The sequence below is a fragment of the Erwinia amylovora genome (assembly GCF_017161565.1).
Classification (GTDB): domain Bacteria; phylum Pseudomonadota; class Gammaproteobacteria; order Enterobacterales; family Enterobacteriaceae; genus Erwinia; species Erwinia amylovora.
The window spans coordinates 3,245,470-3,260,534 of record NZ_CP066796.1 but is presented as its reverse complement, the minus strand read 5'-3'; the positions used below and the strand labels follow the sequence as shown (position 1 = coordinate 3,260,534).

Genomic DNA, 15,065 nt, shown 5'->3' with positions numbered 1-15,065 from the left:
TATTTCGCCCTGGCAGGGCAAAACGTCTATCATACACCTTAATTCACTACGATGCCGCCGAGACGCACTATGACAGCAAATGCTAATAACCTGATTTGGATTGATCTTGAAATGACCGGGCTGGACCCGGAACGGGACCGTATTATTGAAATCGCCACGCTGGTGACCGATGCCGATCTGAATATCCTTGCTGAAGGACCGGTATTTGCCGTACATCAGTCCGATGCGCAGCTGGGGCTGATGGACGAGTGGAACGTGCGTACCCATACCAATAGCGGGCTGGTGGAGCGGGTAAAGGCCAGCCAGGTCGATGACCGTGCCGCCGAGCTGGCAACCATTGAATTTCTGCAACAGTGGGTGCCTGCTAACAGTTCACCCATTTGTGGCAACAGCATCGGCCAGGATCGCCGCTTTCTGTTTAAATATATGCCGCAGCTGGAAGCGTATTTCCACTACCGTTACCTGGATGTCAGCACGTTAAAAGAGCTGGCGCGCCGCTGGAAGCCGGATATCCTGGCGGGCTTTAAGAAGCAGGGCACTCATCAGGCGCTGGATGACATTCGGGAGTCGGTGGCGGAGCTGGCTTACTACCGCGAACACTTTATTCAGCTGGCGCCGCCGCAGGCCGGTTAACCGCACCGGCTCAACGCGGCAACCCGGTTTAAAATGCTGATTAAAACGCCATTCTGCTGTTTTAGTCGGCAGTCAGAGGTTAGATCTGAAATTTTTTTGTTGCCGGGGTTGCGGTACGGGCAAATCCTCGTATAATGCGCAACCCGTAACGGTGATGAATTTACATCGTTGCGCCTAAGCGGGAATAGCTCAGTTGGTAGAGCACGACCTTGCCAAGGTCGGGGTCGCGAGTTCGAGTCTCGTTTCCCGCTCCAAATTTTAGCAGTGAAAGCACCACCCAAGCGGGAATAGCTCAGTTGGTAGAGCACGACCTTGCCAAGGTCGGGGTCGCGAGTTCGAGTCTCGTTTCCCGCTCCAAATTCAGTTTGCAGATCTGTTATGCTCTCTGCAAACCATCAAAAAAAGAGCCGTACGGCTCTTTTTTTGTTTCCGTACTACCATCACTAAGCCCCCCCCTGATGACCAGCCCCCTTCTGCCTCGCGCGGTACGGCCAGTGATGCGTCACCGGGAAAATGGCGTCAGTTTTGTCGAAAACGGGCTACGCTTATCGTGGTCGACACCACCTTGAATGAGCGTCGGTTAAACGGGGCGGGTGCGCAATATCAGCACGGCTTGAATTTTTTGCGTGCAAGCGCTTGCCAGTGCCAAAAAACAGGTCCATAATAGCGACCTCTCCTACGAAAGTAAGAGTTAAAAGCTACTATAATCAATTAGTTACAGATTTTTAGCGCAGAAATTCAGCATCACTCCTAAGCGGGAATAGCTCAGTTGGTAGAGCACGACCTTGCCAAGGTCGGGGTCGCGAGTTCGAGTCTCGTTTCCCGCTCCAGAATATATTTTCCTTATCCGTTAGCCTGAAAATTATCCACAGATAAAATCTGTTTGCGATAACGCGTCAATCCCAGCCGGGAAACTGTTGTAAACAGAGTTATCCACAGCTTCAGTTCGCGTTGGTTGTCTGTGCCAACCAGGTAGATCCTCACGATTAATTTCTAACTTATTGTTATTTCACTTATTACAGCTATTCCAATTTGTTATTTTAATTGCTTGTGTTCTCTGTGACGATTGAATGACAACGCTTTTCTATTTTTATACACAGCGTGTGGAAAAGTTTATCAGCGAATAAAATCCGTGCCGTTACAAGGTCGGACGTCAGAATTATCCCTTTTTCTCCCCATCGTACCAGTCGTTGAAGCTGCCTTTCTGCGGAGCCGGTTATTCTCTTCTGTAGTGACGCCTTAATGGTGCGTTATCCAGCCCGTTTCACCCCCTGCATCCCTGAACGGCTGTGGTCTCACCCGCTGTTCAAAACCATTACGCGATATTTTCGGGCGATATTGCCCGGCGCAAAAACGCAGATTATTCCCCTGATGCAGTTTTTTAAGCATGCGGGCAGCCTGTTAGCGCATGCGTTGCCCCGCCGCAGCGTAACCGGTTGCATTCCCGGCCAGCATGGTCTGGTTTAACCCGCTAAAGTGATTAATGTTAAAGTCAGATTGATGTAAATCGAGAGGATGCGACATGAATCACCTGAACCTGCAAAACGACCACGCCAGTTTGCCTGATTCTGTCTGGCCAGCGGAAGCGTTGACGCACATAGAGCAACAAGGAGCCGACTGCCTTGGGATAACCCTGTTTGAACTGATGCAGCGCGCCGGAGAGGCGGCTTTTAATATGCTGCGTAAGCAATGGCCAGCCGCGCAACACTGGCTGATCCTTTGTGGGCACGGCAACAACGGTGGGGATGGTTACATTGTGGCCCGGCTGGCACAGTCAGCCGGACTGGCGGTAACGCTGGTTGCCGTAGAAGGCAGTCAATCCCTGCCGAAAGAGGCGCAGCAGGCGCGTGAGGCATGGCTGGCGGCAGGTGGTGTGATTCATGATGCGGCGATTGCCTGGCCTGCACCGACAGATCTGATTGTCGATGCCCTGCTAGGTACCGGGCTGAATCGTGCGCCAGCAGCGGCTTATGCTGCGCTGATCGCCCAGGCCAACTGCCATCCCGCGCCGATTTTCTCGCTGGATATTCCATCTGGGTTAGTGGCTGCTAACGGCACAACGCCAGGATCGGTGATACATGCTTCGCATACGCTCACGTTTATAGCCCTTAAACCGGGCCTGCTGACGGGTAAGGCGCGTGATTGCGTTGGGCAGCTGCACCATCACAGTCTTGGCCTGCAGCCGTGGCTGGCCACTCAATCAGCACCGATGGCGCGCTATGATGCCAGCCATCTGGCAAACTGGCTGCCATCGCGCCGTCCTACCTCGCATAAAGGCGATCAGGGTCGGTTGCTGGTGATTGGTGGTGACCACGGCACGGCAGGTGCCATTCGTATGACGGCAGAAGCGGCACTGCGCAGCGGATCAGGGATGGTGCGAGTACTTACTCACAAAGAGAATATCGGCCCGCTGCTCACCGCGCGCCCCGAGCTAATGGTACAGGGACTGAGCCGCTCAACTCTCGATGCCGGGCTGGAGTGGGCGGATGTGATTGTTATTGGCCCGGGGCTGGGGCAGGGGCAATGGGGTAAGGAAGCGCTGAAGAAGGTAGAAAACTCGCAGAAAACCATGCTTTGGGACGCTGATGCGCTTAACCTGCTGGCAATCAGCCCCGATAAACGTCAAAATCGAATCATTACGCCACATCCCGGTGAAGCAGCCCGATTGTTAAATGTCAAAACCGCTGAAATTGAGAGTGACCGCTTACTGGCGGTACGCCGGCTGGTCAAACGTTATGGCGGCGTGGTGGTGCTGAAAGGTGCCGGTACGCTGATTGCAGGCGGGGACAAGTTGGCATTCGCTGACGTTGGTAACGCCGGGATGGCCAGCGGGGGGATGGGAGATGTGTTATCTGGTATCATCGGCAGCCTGGCGGGGCAAAAGCTTCCACCGTTCGATGCCGCCTGTGCAGGATGCGTAGCGCATGGCGCGGCAGCTGATGCGGTGGCACAACGCCGTGGTACACGCGGCATGTTGGCTACCGATCTCTTCTCCGCGCTGTATTTGTTTGTCAATCCTGAGATCTTGAATACGAAAGAATGAAGACCTGTGTAATTGCATTGCCCGATGAAGCAGCAACCCTTGAATTGGGTGCCAGCCTGGCCCGCACCTGTGAAGGCGCGGCGACTCTCTATCTTTACGGTTCCCTGGGAGCGGGTAAAACCACCTTTAGCCGGGGATTCTTGCAGGCGCTTGGTCATCAGGGCAACGTGAAAAGCCCGACTTATACCCTGGTCGAGCCTTATATGTTGGCCGATCGCCGTGTGTACCACTTCGATCTTTATCGCCTGTCTGACCCGGAAGAACTGGAGTTTATGGGCATACGTGATTACTTCGGCCCTGACAGCGTGTGCCTGGTGGAGTGGCCGCAGCAGGGCGCAGGCGTGCTGCCTGAACCCGATCTGGAACTGCATCTCAGTTACCAGGGCCATGCGCGTGAAGCTGTGCTGCGCGCCTGTTCGCCGGTCGGTGAGGTGATGGTGCAGCGCATTGCCGCTGAACGGGGTGAAGCATGATGCGGCGCCTGATGTGCTGCTGGCTGCTGGCGCTGTTCTGCTGCTCGTTCGCTGCTGTAGCCGCCAATTTGTCAGATATCAACGTTTCTAACGGCAGCAACGAAGCGCAGATCACTCTGAGCTTTGCCGGTCAGCCAGTTTATGCCTTTTTCCCGCTGCACAATCCGGAACGCGTCGTGCTGGATATTCGCCAGAGCGCCATTGTGCGCGGGTTGCCGCTGGATTTCAGCGGCGACAACATTGTTAAACGTATTCGTGCCAGTACGGCAAAAGACAGCCAAAGCATTCGCCTGGTCTTTGACCTGACCCGTCGCGGCAAAACCCGCGCGGTTACCCGGCGCGACGGCCGTTACAAGGTGGTGTTTACTATCACCGGCAACCAGCCCGCACTCGCGGCCAGCCGCAGCGTAAACGCCAGCGGCAACGTTATTTCGCGTGCGGCCAGTTCGCCCAAAAGTCCGTTCGACGAGGATCGCGTGACCCGTGTCAGCAGCGGTGATGAGGTGGCACGTCCGCGCCGGGCGCGCAGCAGCAACGATACGGTGATTGTCGCCATTGATGCCGGACACGGCGGGCAGGATCCCGGCGCGGTTGGCGGCGGCGGTCTGAAAGAAAAAAACGTCACCATTGCCATTGCCCGCAAATTAAGGGCGTTGCTGAATGCCGACCCGATGTTTAGAGGGGTAATGACCCGTGAAGGTGACTATTTTATCTCCGTGATGGGTCGTTCGGACGTGGCGCGTAAGCAAAATGCCAATTTACTGGTTTCCATCCACGCAGACGCTGCGCCTGCTCGCAACGCTTCCGGTGCCTCGGTCTGGGTGCTGTCTAACCGCCGTGCCAATAGCGAAATGGCGGGCTGGCTGGAGCAGCATGAGAAGCAGTCCGAGCTGCTGGGCGGTGCCGGAGATCTGCTGGCCAACAGCCAGATGGATCCGTATCTGAGCCAGGCAGTGCTGGACTTGCAATTCGGCCACTCGCAGCGGGTGGGTTATGATGTGGCAATAAAAGTGATCGGGCAGCTGCAGCGTGTGGGCGCGCTGCATAAGCGTAGACCGGAACATGCCAGCCTGGGCGTTCTGCGCTCGCCGGATATTCCCTCACTGCTGGTAGAAACCGGCTTTATCAGTAACCCTTCGGAGGAGCGGCTGCTGGGCAGCAGCGCTTACCAGCAGAAGATTGCCGAGTCGATATATAAAGGCTTGCGCAACTATTTCCTGGCGCACCCGCTGCAATCTTTCCCAAAGGAGGAAAACCGACCGTTGCAGCCCGCAGCGGCGGTTGAACCAGAAGCGGATCCGCCAGCGGCCAGCCTGTCCTATGCAGGGGCGAGCCAGCGCCATGTGGTGAAACGCGGGGAAACGCTGTCCGGCATTGCGGCACATTACGGCGTCAGCATGGCGACTCTTCGCGGGATGAATCACCTTAAAAATGACGTGGTATGGGTGGGGCAGCGCCTGAAAGTCCCGGCAGCAAGCAAGGTCGCGAGCGTGGCAAAGCGTGAAAAGTCAGTAAAGCACAAAGTGGTGAGCGGTGACTCGTTGACGGCCATTGCCGCCCATTACGGCGTCAGTCCACAGGCTGTCCAGCAGGCGAATAAGCTGAAGTCACAGAATGTGATGCTGGGGCAGACGCTGACCATACCCACCTCATAACCTAAGGATATTCAATGCCCATTCAGGTCTTACCGCCGCAGCTTGCTAACCAGATCGCCGCCGGTGAGGTGGTAGAACGCCCGGCGTCGGTGGTGAAGGAGCTGGTGGAAAATAGCCTGGATGCCGGGGCCACGCGCATTGATATCGACATCGAAAAGGGCGGGGCCAGGCTGATCCGTATTCGTGATAACGGCTGCGGGATCGATAAAGGCGAACTGGCGATGGCATTAGCCCGTCATGCAACCAGTAAAATCGCCAGCCTGGATGACCTGGAGGCGATTATCAGCCTCGGCTTTCGCGGCGAAGCGCTGGCCAGTATCAGCTCGGTATCTCGTCTGACGCTGACTTCGCGTACTGAAGCGCAAAGTGAAGCCTGGCAGGCCTATGCGGAAGGTCGCGATCAGGCGGTGACCGTTAAGCCAGCCGCGCACCCGGTGGGAACCACGCTTGAAGTGCTGGATCTGTTTTACAATACCCCGGCGCGGCGCAAATTCATGCGCACTGAGAAAACCGAATTCACCCATATTGATGAGATTATCCGGCGCATTGCGCTGGCGCGTTTTGACGTGGCCATTTCGCTCAGTCACAACGGCAAGCTGGTACGGCAATATCGCGCCGTGAGCGATGACGGTCAGCGTGAGCGTCGTCTTGGTGCCATCTGCGGCACCGCCTTTCTCACTCACGCCCTGAAAATTGCCTGGCAGCATAGTGAGCTGAATCTGCACGGCTGGGTGGCGGATCCGGTGGGTTCTAAAACGTTAAGCGAACTGCAATATTGTTATGTTAATGGCCGCATGATGCGTGACCGCCTGATCAATCATGCCATCCGTCAAGCCTATCAGGACAAGCTGGGAGATCGGCATCAGCCGGCGTACGTGCTTTATCTGGAAATCGACCCGCACCAGGTGGATGTTAACGTCCATCCGGCCAAACATGAGGTGCGCTTCCATCAGTCGCGGCTGGTGCACGACTTTATTTATCAGGGCGTGGTTAGCGTGTTACAGGAAAGCGGAGCAGAGACGCTGCCGGAAATCGCCACTGTTCAGCCCGCTGAACGCTGGCAGCCGGAGAACCGCCAGGCGGCGGGAGGCAACCACTTCTCTACCCCAGCCACAGCCCCCGCCGCTGCCCCACGTCCGGCGTTAACCGGCGGTGGCAGCTGGCAGCGTCAGGAACCGGTGTATCAAAAGCGTGAAGGTGCGGTCTATCAACAGCTGCTGCAAACGCCCGCGCGCAGTGAAGAACCGCAGACTGCACCTGCATCCGCAACGCAGAACAAAGAGCCTCCGCTAAGCGGGCATACGCATAGCTTTGGCCGTGTGCTGACGGTGGTTCAGCAACAGTACGCGCTGCTTGAAGCTAAGAATAGTTTGGCGCTGCTGGCGCTGGCGGTGGCCGCGCGCTGGCTGAAACAGGCGCAGCTGGAACCCGGCAGTGAGGGGCTGAAACCGCAGCCGTTATTGATTCCGCTACGGCTGAAGCTGGAGAAGGCCGAACGTGACGCCGGGAGCCGCTGCAACGCTTTACTGAATCAGATGGGCATTGACCTGCTGTTTGATGCGCATCACGTGATGCTGCGCGCCGTGCCTTTACCGTTACGCCAACAAAATTTACAAAACTTGATTCCAGAAATGCTAGGGTATTTGGCGCGTCATCAAGAGGTTACAGCATATCAGCTGGCGCAGTGGCTGGCGCGTCAGTCGGCATCTGAGCATCAGCACTGGAATCATTCGCAGGCGATTACCCTGCTGGCAGAAGTCGAAAGACTTTGCCCGCAGCTGGTGAAATCACCACCTTCCGGATTATTACAAAACGTCGATATTGAAATGGCGATGAACGCCCTGAACCATGAGTGAACAATCCACGGCTGGCCTGCCTAAGGCCATATTTTTGATGGGGCCGACGGCCTCCGGCAAGACCGCTCTGGCGATTGCACTACGCCAGGCGCTGCCGGTAGAGCTGATTAGCGTTGATTCGGCGCTGATCTATCGTGGTATGGATATTGGCACCGCTAAACCCTCTGCACAAGAACAGGCGCTTGCACCCCATCGCCTGCTGGATATCCGCGACCCTTCAGAGGCCTATTCGGCCGCCGAATTTCGTCGCGATGCGCTGGCAGAAATGGCGGAGATTACCCGGCGTGGCAATATTCCGCTGCTTGTTGGCGGCACAATGCTCTATTACAAGGCGTTACTGGAAGGATTATCGCCGCTGCCCTCGGCCGATCCGGAAGTTCGTCAGCGTATAGAGCAAATGGCGCGCGAAGCCGGTTGGCAAGCTCTACATCGGCAGTTATGTGATATAGATCCCGTTGCGGCCCATCGTATTCATCCGAATGATCCGCAGAGACTCTCGCGAGCACTGGAAGTTTTTTTTATTTCGGGTAAAACTTTAACCGAACTGATAAAAACGTCGGGTCAGGCTCTGCCGTATGATGTTTCACAATTTGCTATCGCTCCGGCGAGCCGCGAACTGATCCACCAGCGCATCGAGCAGCGTTTTCACCAGATGCTGGCGTCAGGATTTGAAGCGGAGGCTCGGGCGCTCTTTGCACGAGGTGATTTGCATACGGAAATGCCTTCCGTTCGTTGCGTTGGTTACCGCCAGATGTGGTCATATTTATCGGGTGAAATTAACTACGATGACATGGTTTATCGGGGAGTTTGTGCCACCCGACAGTTAGCTAAGCGCCAGATGACCTGGCTACGCGGCTGGAAAGATGTTCACTGGCTTGATAGCGAACAACCTGATGCGGCGTATAGCAGAGTGCTACAGGTTCTTAGTGCGAAGCCTGGGTGATTGTGTACAATTGGTACATTACTTTGCGCAAATTTTTTTCGTTGTATTTCGAACCGCATGGTTCTCAAGTTACAAACAACAAGCATATAAGGAAAAGACAGAATGGCTAAGGGGCAATCATTACAAGACCCGTTCTTAAACGCATTGCGTCGCGAACGTGTTCCGGTTTCGATTTATTTAGTAAATGGTATCAAACTGCAGGGCCAGATCGAGTCGTTTGACCAGTTTGTAATTCTTTTGAAAAATACGGTTAGTCAGATGGTGTATAAGCACGCTATTTCTACCGTTGTTCCGTCCCGTCCGGTTTCTCATCATAGCAATAATACCGGTGGCGGTAGCAACAACTATCACCATAGCAGTAGCAATCAGGCGCCTTCTTCTCAGCCTCAGCAAGACAGTGCTGACGCCGAATAACCAGCGTGACCGTTCCTCCACGACGGGGAGTCTTTGTGTCCCGGACCCCCGTCCTGGCAGTACCTCCAAGTGGTAATGACATATCGTCTGATTTTCCACATCGCGCAGCTGATATGGCGTGAGGCCATACAAAACGCCGTTCTTTAAACCGGACGCGCATCCTGAATCTGATATTGACGCAGTGTGGCCAACGCGCAGCAGGTTTAACAAGGTATTGAGAGGTTTTAAGTTTGTTTGACCGTTATGATGCCGGTGAGCAGGCCGTTCTGGTGCACATCTATTTTTCTCAAGACAAAGATACGGATGATCTACAGGAATTTGAAACCCTGGTTTCGTCCGCCGGTGTTGAAGCGCTGCGTGTCGTGACCGGCAGCCGTAAAGCGCCTCACCCCAAGTATTTTGTCGGTGAAGGAAAGGCGGTAGAAATTGCCGATGCGGTAAAAGAGAGCGGTGCCACGGTGGTGCTGTTCGATCACGCCTTGAGTCCGGCACAGGAACGCAATCTTGAAGCGCTGTGCGAGTGCCGGGTTATCGATCGCACCGGGCTGATCCTGGACATTTTCGCTCAACGCGCCCGTACCCATGAAGGGAAGTTGCAGGTGGAGCTGGCCCAGCTGCGCCATCTTGCCACGCGTCTGGTACGCGGCTGGACGCACCTCGAACGCCAGAAAGGCGGAATCGGTCTGCGTGGCCCCGGTGAGACCCAGCTGGAAACCGACCGTCGATTACTGCGTAACCGTATCACCCTGATCCTTTCCCGCCTTGAGCGCGTGTCAAAACAGCGCGAGCAGGGCAGACAGGCACGTAACAAAGCGGATGTGCCGACCGTGTCGCTGGTAGGTTATACCAATGCGGGTAAATCCACGCTGTTTAATCGCTTAACCTCGGCGGAGGTTTACGCAGCCGACCAGCTGTTTGCCACGCTCGATCCAACGCTGCGTCGTGTTGATGTTGCCGATGTCGGCGAAGTGGTACTGGCGGATACCGTCGGCTTTATCCGCCATTTGCCGCATGACCTGGTGGCTGCATTTAAAGCCACGCTGCAGGAGACCCGTGAAGCCGCTCTGTTGCTGCACATCGTTGATGCAGCGGATCTGCGGATCGAAGAGAACATCGACGCGGTCAATGTGGTTCTGGAAGAGATAGAATCCGATGACATCCCCAGCCTGCTGGTGATGAACAAAATCGATATGCTGGACGGCTTCGTACCGCGTATCGATCGTGATGAAGAAAATCTGCCTGTCAGGGTATGGCTTTCCGCGCAAACCGGAGAAGGCATTCCGCTGCTGTTTCAGGCGCTGACCGAGCGTCTGGCCGGTGAGATTGCGCAGTTTGAGTTACGTCTGCCGCCAGCAGCCGGACGGCTGCGCAGTCGTTTTTACCAACTGCGGGCGATAGAGAAAGAGTGGAACGAAGAGGATGGCAGCCTGGGATTGCAGATACGTATGCCGATTGTCGACTGGCGTCGCCTGTGTAAACAGGAACCAGAGCTGGTGGATTACATTGTTTAACAAGGCTATGTCCCGGCAGCGAGGCTCGCGCGCAGTGGCGGGACGCAGCCTGATTTTGCCTGACATGTGTATCCCTTTTTGGGGTACCACCGCACACACTATTAATGGAGTATAAACATGGCGTGGAATCAGCCCGGAAATAACGGACAGGACCGCGACCCGTGGGGAAGCAGCAATAATCAAGGCGGCAACTCTGGGGGAAATAAAGGGGGGCGCGACAAAGCGCCACCTGATTTGGACGATATCTTCCGTAAACTGAGCAATAAGCTTGGTGGCCTGGGCGGTGGTAAAAAAGGCGGTGGCGGCAATGGCGGTACACCGCGCGCCGCTGGAAATGGCGGACGACTGGTTGGCATTGTGGCTGTGGCCGCAGTGGTTATCTGGGCCGCCAGCGGCTTCTATACCATCAAAGAGGCTGAACGGGGCGTGGTAACGCGCTTTGGTAAATTCAGCCACCTGGTTGAGCCGGGGCTCAACTGGAAACCGACGTTTATTGATCGGGTGCGTGCGGTGAACGTGGAATCGGTGCGCGAGCTGTCTGCCTCCGGCACCATGCTTACCTCGGATGAGAATGTGGTACGTGTTGAAATGAACGTTCAGTACCGCGTGACCAACCCTGAACGCTATCTGTTTGCCGTGACCAGCGCTGATGACAGTCTGCGTCAGGCAACTGATAGCGCACTGCGTGGCGTGATCGGTCGTTCGACCATGGATCGCATTCTGACCGAAGGCCGCACCGTGGTGCGTAGCGATACGCAGCGTGAGCTGGAGGAAACCATCCGTCCTTACGATATGGGCATTACCCTGCTGGACGTTAACTTCCAGACGGCGCGCCCACCGGAAGATGTTAAAGCATCCTTCGATGATGCGATTGCCGCGCGTGAAAACCGCGAGCAGTCGGTGCGTGAAGCCGAAGCCTATGCTAACGACAAACTGCCGCGTGCCCGTGGTGATGCGCAGGGCATTCTGGAAAAGGCCCGTGCCTATAAAGCCCGCGTCACTCTGGAAGCGCAGGGTGAAGTGGACAGCTTTGCCCGTATCCTGCCGGAATATAAAGCAGCACCGCAGATTACGCGGGAACGCCTGTATATCGAAACCATGGAACGCGTACTGGGCCATACCCGTAAGGTGCTGGTTAACGATAAGGGCAGCAACCTGATGGTGCTGCCGCTGGACCAGCTGATGCGTGGTCAGGCTGGCGCATCAACCGGCAATGCACAGGATGGAAGCAGCCGTCTGCTGCGTCTGCCTCCTGCTTCTGACAGCAACGAACGCGCCAACAGCAGTTCGTCGTTCAGTCCGGACGACATTATGGATCAGCGCCGGGTGAATGCTCAGCGTTCCGATACCCAGCGCGAAGGGAGAGAGTAAGCGATGCGTAAGCCATTAATCGTTGTATTGATTGTTGTGCTGATGGTGCTGTACACGTCAATGTTTGTCGTGCAGGAAGGCCAGCGCGGCATTGTCATGCGCTTCGGCAAAGTTCTGCGAGATAACGAGAATAAACCGCTGGTGTACGCGCCAGGTTTGCATTTCAAGATCCCATTCCTGGAGTCGGTGAAGTCACTCGATGCGCGTATCCAGACCATGGATAACCAGGCCGATCGCTTCGTCACCAAAGAGAAGAAAGATCTGATCGTAGATTCCTACATCAAATGGCGCGTTAGCGATTTCAGCCGTTACTATCTCGCCACCGGCGGCGGTGATGTTTCTCAGGCTGAAGTCCTGCTGAAACGTAAGTTCAGTGACCGTCTGCGTTCTGAGATTGGTCGTCTGGATGTCAAGGATATCGTCACCGATTCCCGTGGCCGTCTGACTACAGACGTACGCGATGCGCTGAATACCGGCAGCGTGGGCCAGGATGATGATGTCGCGACGCCGGCCGCCGATGATGCGATTGCCTCAGTCGCCAAGCGCGTTGAGCGGGAGACCAACAGTAACGAACCCGCTATCAACCCGAACAGCATGGCTGCGTTGGGTATTCAGGTCGTTGACGTGCGTATCAAGCAGATTAACCTGCCGACCGAAGTTTCTGACGCCATCTATGCACGTATGCGCGCCGAGCGTGAATCTGTTGCCCGCAGCCAGCGTGCTCAGGGGGCGGAAGAAGCGGCTAAAGTTCGTGCACAGGCGGATTACGAGGTTGAGCACACGCTGGCAGAAGCCCGCCGTCAGGCGCTGATTACTCAGGGTGAAGGTGATGCTGAAGCGGCAAAACTGTTTGCCGATGCGTTCAGCAAGGACCCGGACTTCTATGCTTTCGTACGCAGTCTGCGTGCCTATGACAACAGTTTCAAAAGCAACCAGGATGTGATGGTGCTCAGCCCGGATAGCGACTTCTTCCGCTTTATGAAAAGTCCTGCTACCACCACACGTTAATCATTTGCTATCATAGTCAAAGGGCCGGATTTTCCGGCCCTTTTTTTTGCAGTAACGAAAGCGCTAAGTGAACTAACAGCATATCACCGTGTGGATGGCGCTGGGATAAACGTTGATATTTGGCGGAGTGGGGCCGATGTTCAGGCCGCGCCTGTGGCGGCGCATGAATATGGCGCTGGCGCAGATGCCGGACAGCCTGCTGCGCCGGGTGGGGGGCGACCTGGTGGTAGCGGGTATGGTCATCTGTTACCTGCTAAGCCTTACTCCCGCTGGTTGAACGCTCGAAAAGCTGCGCAAAACACATTTTAGCTAAAAAGAGCGCAATCGTATGCTAAAACAGCTGAAAGAGGAAAATGACGATGGTAGAATCCTTTTTTAAGCAATCGGTGATTTTGAAAATGGGTAAGAACGTCGTCGTACTGGGCACCCAATGGGGTGACGAAGGTAAAGGTAAGATTGTTGACCTCCTGACCGAGCGTGCTAAATACGTAGTACGCTACCAGGGAGGCCATAACGCTGGCCATACGCTAGTCATCAACGGTGAGAAAACCGTCCTCCACTTAATTCCATCTGGTATCCTGCGTGAAAACGTCACCAGCATCATCGGCAACGGTGTTGTGCTGTCTCCGGCTGCGCTGATGAAAGAGATGAAAGGTCTGGAAGATCGAGGTTTCCCGGTACGCGAACGTCTGTTCATTTCCGAAGCCTGCCCGCTGATCCTTGAGTATCATGTGGCGCTGGATGTGGCGCGTGAAAAAGCACGCGGTGCGAAAGCGATCGGCACCACCGGTCGTGGTATTGGTCCTGCTTATGAAGATAAAGTTGCCCGTCGCGGTCTGCGCGTAGGCGATTTGTTCAATAAAGAGACCTTCGCCGCGAAGCTGAAAGAAGTGATGGAATATCACAACTTCCAGCTGGTGAACTACTACAAAACAGAAGCCGTTGATTACGACAAAGTACTGGCAGACGTCATGGCGATTGCCGATATCCTCACCAGCATGGTGGTTGACGTGTCCGAATTGTTGGACGGCGCGCGTCAGCGTGGCGATCTGATCATGTTTGAAGGCGCTCAGGGCACGCTGCTGGATATCGATCACGGTACTTACCCGTACGTCACCTCGTCTAACACCACGGCCGGTGGTGTAGCAACCGGCTCCGGCATTGGCCCGCGCTATGTTGATTACGTGCTGGGCATTGTAAAAGCTTACTCCACCCGCGTGGGTGCAGGACCGTTCCCAACAGAACTGTTTGATGAAACCGGTGAGTTCCTGTGCAAACAGGGCAACGAGTTTGGCGCAACGACCGGACGTCGTCGTCGTACCGGCTGGCTGGACGCGGTCGCCGTGCGCCGTGCGGTGCAGATCAACTCCCTGTCGGGCTTCTGTATGACCAAACTCGACGTGCTGGACGGGCTGAAAGAAGTGAAGATCTGTGTGGCCTATCGTATGCCGGATGGCAGCGAGGTGACCACCACGCCGCTGGCAGCAGAAGGCTGGGAAGGCATTGAGCCCATCTACGAAACGCTGCCGGGCTGGAGCGAAACCACTTTCGGCGTCAAAACGCTGGACGGTCTGCCGCAGGCAGCGCGTGACTACATCAAGCGTGTTGAAGAGGTGACCGGAGTCCCGGTTGATATCATCTCTACCGGTCCGGATCGTAGCGAAACCATGATTCTGCGCGATCCGTTTGACGCATAATTCTGCTTCAGGCCGGGCGTTGCCCGGCCAGATCTTACTCTGCACCGGTACTCTGCCGTTCCCGTCTGTTGTTGTCGTTTATTCCCGCTGCTTAAATATATTGGCCTGCAACACGACGGCTGGTTTATTATCATTGCTAACAAATACATTCTTGAGCGGATGGCAACGTCAGTTGTCGTTGGATCCCTGAGGTTACCGTGCAGCTAATCCGCTTCACAGATGATGGTTTACGTGCGCTGTTCTGTCCCGCTTCGCTGCGCACGGGCCGGATGAGCAATAGCAGTCAATTTTTGTCATATCACCTCAGCCTGCCGCCTGAAAACAGCCGCGCATGAAAGGGTGCAAAGTTATCTGCACGAGCTGGACCGATACACCCAAGCCGAACTGGTTGAAGACAACCATCTGCTCTACCCAATTTTGCTGACTGAATACCCTTCACTCAGTCGCTGACAACGGAGGAA

The 15,065-nt window shown here is 55.4% G+C and carries 14 protein-coding genes, 3 tRNA genes and 1 pseudogene; 16 read left to right on the top strand and 2 right to left on the bottom strand.

Annotated elements, in window-relative coordinates:
• Positions 1-69 precede the first annotated feature (69 nt).
• The 4 genes from orn (at position 70) to JGC47_RS14935 (ending at position 1,463) form a co-directional block, all read left to right on the top strand.
• On the top strand, positions 70-633 hold the full coding sequence (orn, locus tag JGC47_RS14950; RefSeq protein ID WP_013035805.1) for an oligoribonuclease: 564 nt from the start codon (positions 70-72) through the stop codon (positions 631-633).
• 178 nt (positions 634-811) lie between these two features.
• Positions 812-887, top strand: a tRNA-Gly gene (locus JGC47_RS14945).
• A 27-nt stretch (positions 888-914) separates the two neighbouring features.
• Positions 915-990: transfer RNA gene (locus JGC47_RS14940), tRNA-Gly, on the top strand.
• Positions 991-1,387: 397 nt separating this feature from the next.
• Positions 1,388-1,463: transfer RNA gene (locus JGC47_RS14935), tRNA-Gly, on the top strand.
• 409 nt (positions 1,464-1,872) lie between these two features.
• On the opposite strand, the gene JGC47_RS14930 is transcribed toward JGC47_RS14935, so the two are convergent.
• Entirely contained in the window at positions 1,873-2,022 is a 150-nt protein-coding gene (locus JGC47_RS14930) for a hypothetical protein (protein ID WP_004160153.1), read from the bottom strand.
• A 12-nt stretch (positions 2,023-2,034) separates the two neighbouring features.
• Positions 2,035-2,157 (bottom strand): hypothetical protein, encoded by a 123-nt coding sequence (locus JGC47_RS17820; protein ID WP_004160149.1) that lies wholly within the window; start codon positions 2,155-2,157, stop codon positions 2,035-2,037.
• On the opposite strand from JGC47_RS17820, the gene nnr reads away from it, so the two are divergent.
• From nnr to JGC47_RS17695, 12 genes and pseudogenes are all read left to right on the top strand, one after another.
• Entirely contained in the window at positions 2,156-3,676 is a 1,521-nt protein-coding gene (gene nnr, locus JGC47_RS14925; protein WP_004160147.1) for a bifunctional ADP-dependent NAD(P)H-hydrate dehydratase/NAD(P)H-hydrate epimerase, read from the top strand. The two genes, JGC47_RS17820 and nnr, sit on opposite strands and share 2 nt — an antisense overlap.
• The gene (tsaE, locus tag JGC47_RS14920; protein WP_004160145.1) at positions 3,673-4,149 is read left to right on the top strand and encodes a tRNA (adenosine(37)-N6)-threonylcarbamoyltransferase complex ATPase subunit type 1 TsaE; all 477 of its coding nucleotides are present in this window, start codon (positions 3,673-3,675) and stop codon (positions 4,147-4,149) included. The genes nnr and tsaE overlap by 4 nt, the downstream gene beginning before the upstream one ends.
• On the top strand, positions 4,149-5,804 hold the full coding sequence (gene amiB / locus JGC47_RS14915; protein WP_004160143.1) for an N-acetylmuramoyl-L-alanine amidase AmiB: 1,656 nt from the start codon (positions 4,149-4,151) through the stop codon (positions 5,802-5,804). Before tsaE ends, amiB begins: the two co-directional genes overlap by 1 nt.
• Before the next feature lie 14 nt (positions 5,805-5,818).
• A complete protein-coding gene (gene mutL / locus JGC47_RS14910; protein WP_004160136.1) occupies positions 5,819-7,660 on the top strand; it encodes a DNA mismatch repair endonuclease MutL in 1,842 nt (613 codons plus the stop codon).
• Positions 7,653-8,603, top strand: coding sequence for a tRNA (adenosine(37)-N6)-dimethylallyltransferase MiaA (gene miaA, locus JGC47_RS14905; RefSeq protein ID WP_004160135.1), 951 nt, complete (start codon positions 7,653-7,655; stop codon positions 8,601-8,603). The genes mutL and miaA overlap by 8 nt, the downstream gene beginning before the upstream one ends.
• A 102-nt stretch (positions 8,604-8,705) precedes the next feature.
• On the top strand, positions 8,706-9,017 hold the full coding sequence (gene hfq / locus JGC47_RS14900) for an RNA chaperone Hfq (RefSeq protein WP_004160134.1): 312 nt from the start codon (positions 8,706-8,708) through the stop codon (positions 9,015-9,017).
• Positions 9,018-9,247: 230 nt separating this feature from the next.
• Positions 9,248-10,528, top strand: a complete 1,281-nt coding sequence (gene hflX / locus JGC47_RS14895) for a ribosome rescue GTPase HflX (protein ID WP_004160133.1) — start codon at positions 9,248-9,250, stop codon at positions 10,526-10,528.
• Positions 10,529-10,645: 117 nt separating this feature from the next.
• A complete protein-coding gene (hflK, locus tag JGC47_RS14890; protein WP_004160132.1) occupies positions 10,646-11,899 on the top strand; it encodes an FtsH protease activity modulator HflK in 1,254 nt (417 codons plus the stop codon).
• A gap of 3 nt (positions 11,900-11,902) precedes the next feature.
• Entirely contained in the window at positions 11,903-12,907 is a 1,005-nt protein-coding gene (hflC, locus tag JGC47_RS14885; RefSeq protein ID WP_004160130.1) for a protease modulator HflC, read from the top strand.
• A 136-nt stretch (positions 12,908-13,043) separates the two neighbouring features.
• Complete coding sequence (locus JGC47_RS14880; protein ID WP_004160128.1) at positions 13,044-13,184, top strand: DUF2065 family protein; 141 nt, start codon at positions 13,044-13,046, stop codon at positions 13,182-13,184.
• A 121-nt stretch (positions 13,185-13,305) separates the two neighbouring features.
• The gene (locus JGC47_RS14875; RefSeq protein ID WP_004160126.1) at positions 13,306-14,604 is read left to right on the top strand and encodes an adenylosuccinate synthase; all 1,299 of its coding nucleotides are present in this window, start codon (positions 13,306-13,308) and stop codon (positions 14,602-14,604) included.
• Between the two features lie 288 nt (positions 14,605-14,892).
• Positions 14,893-15,054 (top strand): annotated as a pseudogene (locus JGC47_RS17695) (nucleoside transporter); the annotation flags it as partial.
• Between the last annotated feature and the right edge of the window lie 11 nt (positions 15,055-15,065).

What these genes read in the sequence shown, in the direction of transcription:
- orn (WP_013035805.1), top strand. Translation starts at nt 70, where the DNA reads ATGACAGCAAATGCTAATAACCTGATTTGGATTGATCTTGAAATGACC.
- JGC47_RS14930 (WP_004160153.1), bottom strand. Translation starts at nt 2,022, where the DNA reads ATGCTTAAAAAACTGCATCAGGGGAATAATCTGCGTTTTTGCGCCGGG.
- nnr (WP_004160147.1), top strand. Translation starts at nt 2,156, where the DNA reads ATGAATCACCTGAACCTGCAAAACGACCACGCCAGTTTGCCTGATTCT.
- JGC47_RS17820 (WP_004160149.1), bottom strand. Translation starts at nt 2,157, where the DNA reads ATGTCGCATCCTCTCGATTTACATCAATCTGACTTTAACATTAATCAC.
- tsaE (WP_004160145.1), top strand. Translation starts at nt 3,673, where the DNA reads ATGAAGACCTGTGTAATTGCATTGCCCGATGAAGCAGCAACCCTTGAA.
- amiB (WP_004160143.1), top strand. Translation starts at nt 4,149, where the DNA reads ATGCGGCGCCTGATGTGCTGCTGGCTGCTGGCGCTGTTCTGCTGCTCG.
- mutL (WP_004160136.1), top strand. Translation starts at nt 5,819, where the DNA reads ATGCCCATTCAGGTCTTACCGCCGCAGCTTGCTAACCAGATCGCCGCC.
- miaA (WP_004160135.1), top strand. Translation starts at nt 7,653, where the DNA reads ATGAGTGAACAATCCACGGCTGGCCTGCCTAAGGCCATATTTTTGATG.
- hfq (WP_004160134.1), top strand. Translation starts at nt 8,706, where the DNA reads ATGGCTAAGGGGCAATCATTACAAGACCCGTTCTTAAACGCATTGCGT.
- hflK (WP_004160132.1), top strand. Translation starts at nt 10,646, where the DNA reads ATGGCGTGGAATCAGCCCGGAAATAACGGACAGGACCGCGACCCGTGG.
- hflC (WP_004160130.1), top strand. Translation starts at nt 11,903, where the DNA reads ATGCGTAAGCCATTAATCGTTGTATTGATTGTTGTGCTGATGGTGCTG.
- JGC47_RS14880 (WP_004160128.1), top strand. Translation starts at nt 13,044, where the DNA reads ATGTTCAGGCCGCGCCTGTGGCGGCGCATGAATATGGCGCTGGCGCAG.
- JGC47_RS14875 (WP_004160126.1), top strand. Translation starts at nt 13,306, where the DNA reads ATGGGTAAGAACGTCGTCGTACTGGGCACCCAATGGGGTGACGAAGGT.